This window comes from Corallococcus aberystwythensis (assembly GCF_003612165.1).
Taxonomy (GTDB): Bacteria; Myxococcota; Myxococcia; order Myxococcales; family Myxococcaceae; genus Corallococcus; species Corallococcus aberystwythensis.
Genome location: NZ_RAWK01000481.1, coordinates 1 through 3,087, shown reverse-complemented (window position 1 = coordinate 3,087; position 3,087 = coordinate 1). Strand labels below are relative to the sequence as shown.

Genomic DNA, 3,087 nt, shown 5'->3' with positions numbered 1-3,087 from the left:
GGGCTGGGGCGCGGCGGCGGTTCGCGGCGGGGACGAACGGGCCGGCGTTGGCGCAGCGTGTCCTCGGTGGCTGGCGACGCGTGGACTCATTGAGAAATCCCCCTGGGAAGCCCGGCTTGAAACCGCCCGGAAGCATGGAACAAAGCCCGCCCGGACTTCAAATATGTCCTGATTTTCACGGAGCGTGCTCCAGGAGGCCGGAGGCGCACCCTCTCCGCCCGTGCGAGTCGGGTGTGCTACGAGTCACACCCATGAGAAGGCACCTCGTGCTCGCGCTCCTCTTCGCGGTCTCTTGTGCTTCACCTGACATCGATCTGGAGGCGGTGGAACAGCAGGCCACGACGCCGCTCCGGCAGAAGGCGTTGGGCCGCATGCGGAACGCGGCGAAGTACTTCCATGACAACGTCGCGCGCCACGGCGGTTATGCGTGGCATCACAACGCCACGAACCTGAACGAGCGCTGGGGCGACATCCAGCTCGACGCGGATCAGATCATGATCCAGTCGCCCGGCACTTCGGACGTGACCGTCGCGTTCGTGGAGGCGGCCCTCGCGGACCCGGCGACTCCGACGCTCAAGACCTACGCCCAGGACGCGGCGATGGCGCTGCGCCACGGACAGGTGAAGTCCGGGGGCTGGCGCCTCTACGCGGACTTCAAGCCCACTCCAACCATCAAGGCCTGCTACCTCAACACCACGGCGAGTTGCAGCTGTGGCGGCTGCACGATGTCCGCGTATGACGACCAGGTCACGCAGAACGCGCTCATCGCGATGATGCGCACCGACCAGCTCCTCGGGTTCACGGACACGGCCATCTCCGGCTCCTCCGCCTATGCCCGCACGCGGGTGGCGGCCTCCCAGTTCCCGACGAACGGCGGCTTTCCCCAGGGGTTCGCCGGCCCTGTCGCCGCGCGGCCCGCGCTCTCCGCGAGCTATCCGCCGTCGATTGGCACCTCGTGCGGACTCGCCCACTGCTACGCGAACTCCTACACGAACGAGTACTGGGACGACCCGACGCTGAATGACAACCTCGCGACGGCCTTCGTGGAGATGTTGTCGTGGGCGAAGGACATCTATCCCTCGCAGGCCGCGACGTATCAGGCCATGCGCACCGCGTTCGGTGACTTCCTGCGCCGTGCGCAGATGCCGCAGCCCCAGCCCGCCTGGGCGCAGCAATATGACCTCCAGATGCAGCCCCGCTGGGCGCGCAGCTGGGAGACGCCGGCCATCGCGGGCCAGGAGAGCCAGGACGTCATGTGGGCGCTGCTTCGCCTCTACCAGCTGGACCCCGGCGTGCCCGCGAACCGTGCCGCGGTCGGGACCGCGCTCGCGTACCTGGAGACGGTGGATTACGCCAATGACACACTCCTCTCCCGTTACATCGAGCTCGATGACACGTCGCCGTCGAACATCGGCTTCTACACGGTGAAGCCCGGGGGCTACCCGGTCCGCTTCTCCACCGCGCCGCCGACGTATCAGAACTATGGCTGGGAGGGTCCGTCGCAGCTGGCCGCCATCCGCGCCGAGTACGACCGGCTGGCGACCGACACGACCGTGATGAAGCGCTCGTGCCAGCAGCTGCGCGCCGACACGGTGCAGGCGGTCGACACGGCGGTGAACAACGAGCGGTGGATCACCACCTACAGCCCGGGCGGTCCGCGCAGTGGCGCCACGCCGGGCGACTACCTGGACACGAGCACGTTCGCCCGGAACATGCGGACGCTGGCGGAGTTCGTCACTCGCACGACCACCGACTGCACTGCCTGGAATTATTGACGCCCCGGCTGAATCAGGCGACGAACCGGCCCCATGCCCTACACCCCCATTGTCGCCACGCTGGGCTACGTGATGTCGCCGGATGGCCAGCAGGTGCTGCTCATCCACCGCGACGCGCGCCCGGATGACGCCCACTACGGCAAGTACAACGGCCTGGGCGGCAAGATGGAACGCGACGAGGACATCGCCGCGTGCATGCGACGGGAGATCCGCGAGGAGGCCGGCATCGAGTGCACCCGCATGGTCCTGCGCGGCACCCTGTCCTGGCCCGGCTTCGGCAAGCACGGCGAAGACTGGCTGGGCTTCATCTTCCGCATCGACGCCTTCGAGGGCACGCCCCTCACGCACAACCCCGAGGGCTCGCTGTCCTGGGTCCCCGTGTCCTCCATCCAGTCCCTGTCGCTGTGGGACGGAGACCGGCACTTCCTGCCGCTCGTGTTCGACGCGGACCCGCGCCCCTTCCACGGCGTCATGCCCTACGAGGGCGGCCGCGCGGTGAGCTGGTCCTTCACCCGACTGTAGAGCCCCTTCCGGGCGTCCTGAGACGAACGCTCGCGGGCGCCCCTTCCGGTTTTCCAGCCAGCGCCCGGCCCGGACCGATACAACCGCCGCCTCTCACTTGCGACACACGAGAAGGAGCGCGGCGCATGGACCTCATCGGACAGCTCTCGCAGCAGCTTGGAGTGGATGGCACGCAGGCACAGGGGCTCGCGGGTTCGCTCCTGAAGATGGTGCAGGGCACGGTGCAGGAGAAGGTCGGCCCGGACGCGGCCCGGCAGATGGACCAGGCCATCCCGGAGATGCAGGGCTGGCAGCAGCAGGCCGCGCAGCAGGCCCCGGCGGGCGGTGACGGCGGCGGCCTCATGGGTGCCCTGGGCGGCATGCTCGGCGGCGCGGGCGGCGGTGGCGGTGGCGGCGGCCTCATGGGCGCCCTGGGCGGCGCGGCGGCCCACGCGGGCGAGATTGCCGGCGTGGTGGCCATCCTCCAGCGCTTCAACCTGGACGCGGGCAAGGCGACCCTGGTGGCCCCCCTGCTCCTCAACTTCCTCAAGTCCCGCCTGGACCCGGGCCTGGTGGGGAAGATCCTCGCCGTGGCCCCCATGCTCGCGGGCGGCTCCGGCGGCGGCAGCGGACCCCAGGGCGGCGGCGGGCTGGGCGGAATGCTCGGCGGCATCCTGGGGAAGTAGGACCGGCGCAGCGCGGTAACCCCCTGGGATTGCAGGGGCTCCAGGAAGACGTCGGACGGGAATGCAAAACAATTCCGTCCCCGGTGGCTTTAAGGGGAACGGCGGGCTCCCACCCGCCCTGGAGC

General features: G+C 69.2%; 3 protein-coding genes. All 3 read left to right on the top strand.

Features of this window, described 5'->3' with window-relative positions; all coding sequences use genetic code 11:
• Nucleotides 1-251: 251 nt before the first annotated feature.
• The 3 genes from D7W81_RS40610 (at nucleotide 252) to D7W81_RS40600 (ending at nucleotide 2,962) form a co-directional block, all read left to right on the top strand.
• Nucleotides 252-1,775 (top strand): pectate lyase, encoded by a 1,524-nt coding sequence (locus tag D7W81_RS40610; protein ID WP_120560670.1) that lies wholly within the window; start codon nucleotides 252-254, stop codon nucleotides 1,773-1,775.
• Between the two features lie 33 nt (nucleotides 1,776-1,808).
• A complete protein-coding gene (locus D7W81_RS40605) occupies nucleotides 1,809-2,297 on the top strand; it encodes an NUDIX hydrolase (RefSeq protein ID WP_120560669.1) in 489 nt (162 codons plus the stop codon).
• A 125-nt stretch (nucleotides 2,298-2,422) separates the two neighbouring features.
• Nucleotides 2,423-2,962 (top strand): DUF2780 domain-containing protein, encoded by a 540-nt coding sequence (locus tag D7W81_RS40600; protein ID WP_120560668.1) that lies wholly within the window; start codon nucleotides 2,423-2,425, stop codon nucleotides 2,960-2,962.
• The last annotated feature ends 125 nt before the right edge of the window (nucleotides 2,963-3,087 follow it).

Coding starts and splice junctions, on each gene's coding strand:
- D7W81_RS40610 (WP_120560670.1), top strand. CDS start 252: ATGAGAAGGCACCTCGTGCTCGCGCTCCTCTTCGCGGTCTCTTGTGCT.
- D7W81_RS40600 (WP_120560668.1), top strand. CDS start 2,423: ATGGACCTCATCGGACAGCTCTCGCAGCAGCTTGGAGTGGATGGCACG.
- D7W81_RS40605 (WP_120560669.1), top strand. CDS start 1,809: ATGCCCTACACCCCCATTGTCGCCACGCTGGGCTACGTGATGTCGCCG.